Below are 2,186 nucleotides of genomic sequence, written 5' to 3'. Positions count from 1 at the left end.
CGTCGTACGCGACGCCGGCGCCGGCGTGGGCGTCCCCCCGCAGCCCGGCGAGGATCTCCTCCCGCACCGGCGCCGGCACGCCGGGCAGGTCCGCGGCCCGCGCGGCGGCGACGACCGCGTGCCAGGCGTCCGCGGCCGGCGCGGCGTCGCGTACGACGGCGATCTCCCCCGGTGCACTCATGGCTCCCAGCCTCGCCGCGGCCCGCCCGCCGAACAACGCCCGATCCCGGAACGTGCCATAACCCGTCGCTTATCGATCGCGGTGGGTGATCCATAACCGACGGGTTATCCGTCGTTGCCGGATCGGCCGTTGTTCGAGCGCGGCGCCGGGCCGAGGCTGGTCCACGCAGACGACACAAGCAGGAGCACACGCAGTCACCGAAGGGGGCGCAGCGTTCATGACCGCCACCGCACGCACGGGCAGGGTCTGGTTCGTCACCACGGCGGGACACGGTGCCGGGCGGGCCGTCACCGCGGCCGCGCTGGCGCGCGGCGAACGGGTCGCCGCCCTCGTACCCGACGACGCTGCCCGGGACCGGCTGCTGGCGCGGCACGACGAGCACCGTCGCCGGCTGTTCGTACGGGCCGTGGACGTGACCGACAACTGGTCGGTGAACGCGACCGTGTATGCGGCGGCCGACCGGTTCGGCCGCCTCGACGCCGTCGTCAACGACGCCCGCCCACCGCGCCCCGCACCCGGCGACGTCCCCGAGGCCGGCGCCGCGGACTCCGCCGCGCCGGTCGGCTGGATTCCGGAGGCGGCGGCGCGGGCCCGGCTGGAGTCGGCGTTCTTCGGCCCGCTGTGGGTGGCGCAGGCCGTGCTTCCGCTGCTGTACGAGCAGCGGTCCGGCCACCTGCTGCAGCTCTGCGGCTCCGTCGCCCCGCCGGGGGCGCCCGGCGCCGCGCTGGACCGCGCGGGCACCTGCGCCGTGGTGGCGATCAGCCGGGCGGCGGCGTGCGAGGCGGCGCGCCACGGCGTGGACATCAGCGTCGTCGGCGGGCGGCCGGGCGCCGGTTCCCTGCTGCGCCTCGTCGACGGGGCCGCGGCCCGCCGCCGGGACGCGCCGGCTCCCGCCGCAGCCCCCGGTCCCGCTTCCGCCGCAGGTCATGGCGCGGCAGCCTGAGGGTGACGAGGGCGGGACCGGCGGGATACGCTCCCCGGAAGGTGCCGGTTTCCGGCGACGACCAGGCGATACGGGAGTGCGGGATGGAGCTGCGGGACATAGAGATCTTCCTCGCTCTCGCCGAGGAGCTGCACTTCGGCCGCACTGCCGAGCGGCTGCACGTCTCGCAGGCGCGCGTCAGCCAGTCGATCGCCAAGCAGGAGCGCCGCATCGGCGCACCGCTGTTCGAGCGCACCAGCCGCCGGGTGGAGCTGACCGCGATCGGGGCGCAGCTCCACGACGACCTGAAGGCGGGCTACCAGCGCATCCAGGACGGCGTCGAGTCCGCGGCGGCCGCGGCCCGCGGCACGACCGGGGTGCTCACCCTGGGGCTCATGTGCGCCCAGGCGTTCGATCAGGCGTCGATCCTCGCGCGTTTCAAGGCCCGCTACCCGGGTGTCGAGCTGCGCTTCCGCGAGGTGGTCTTCAGCGATCCGTTCGGGATGCTGCGGGCGGGCGAGGTGGACCTGGAGGTCACCTGGCTCCCGGTGCGCGAGCCGGACCTGACGGTCGGCCCGGTGCTGGCCCGCGAGCCGCACGTGCTGATGGTGGGCGCCGACCACCCCTTCGCGGCCCGTGATGCGGTGAGCCTGGAGGACCTCGCGGACGCGGACTGCGTGCTGCCGCAGCCGGTCACCCCGGTCCCGTCGTACTGGATCGAGGCGCTGATGCCGACGCGTACGCCGTCGGGGCGGCCGATCCGCACCGACGGGCCGAAGATCACCACGTTCCAGGAGGCGCAGGCCGTGACCGCGGCCGGGGACGCGGTGTGCGTGGTGCAGGGTGAGGCGGCGCGGCACTTCCCGCGGCCGGGCATCGCGTACGTGCCGATCACGGAGCGGCCGATGGGCGTCTGGGGCCTGATCTGGCGTACGGCGCACGAGACGCCGCTGGTCCGGGCCTTCGTGCAGTCGGCCGTCGACACCCTCGCCGCGGCGGCCGAGACGACACCCGGCACCCCGGCCGGCGCCGACGCCGCGCCGGCCCCGGAGCGGCCGCGGCCGGCGCGTCCCGTGCCGGAGC

General features: G+C 76.1%; 2 protein-coding genes and 1 pseudogene. 2 read left to right on the top strand and 1 reads right to left on the bottom strand.

The genetic code is table 11. The annotated features are described in order from the left end of the window. Positions 1–181 (bottom strand): annotated as a pseudogene (locus ABD317_RS36120) (hypothetical protein); the annotation flags it as partial. Positions 182–398: 217 nt separating this feature from the next. Here ABD317_RS36120 and ABD317_RS36115 point away from each other — a divergent pair. Both ABD317_RS36115 and ABD317_RS36110 read left to right on the top strand, forming a co-directional pair. Beyond that, positions 399–1,124, top strand: coding sequence for an SDR family NAD(P)-dependent oxidoreductase (locus ABD317_RS36115; RefSeq protein WP_344296155.1), 726 nt, complete (start codon positions 399–401; stop codon positions 1,122–1,124). 83 nt (positions 1,125–1,207) lie between these two features. Continuing rightward, the coding region (locus ABD317_RS36110) for a LysR family transcriptional regulator (protein ID WP_425582530.1) at positions 1,208–2,186 on the top strand (979 nt) is incomplete at its 3' end.

Origin of the sequence: Streptomyces synnematoformans (genome assembly GCF_039531005.1) — a bacterium.
GTDB lineage: Bacteria > Actinomycetota > Actinomycetes > Streptomycetales > Streptomycetaceae > Streptomyces > Streptomyces synnematoformans.
The sequence above is the reverse complement of the archived record's forward strand: the minus strand, read 5'-3'. Positions and strand labels throughout refer to the sequence as shown.

What these genes read in the sequence shown, in the direction of transcription:
- ABD317_RS36115 (WP_344296155.1), top strand. Translation starts at nt 399, where the DNA reads ATGACCGCCACCGCACGCACGGGCAGGGTCTGGTTCGTCACCACGGCG.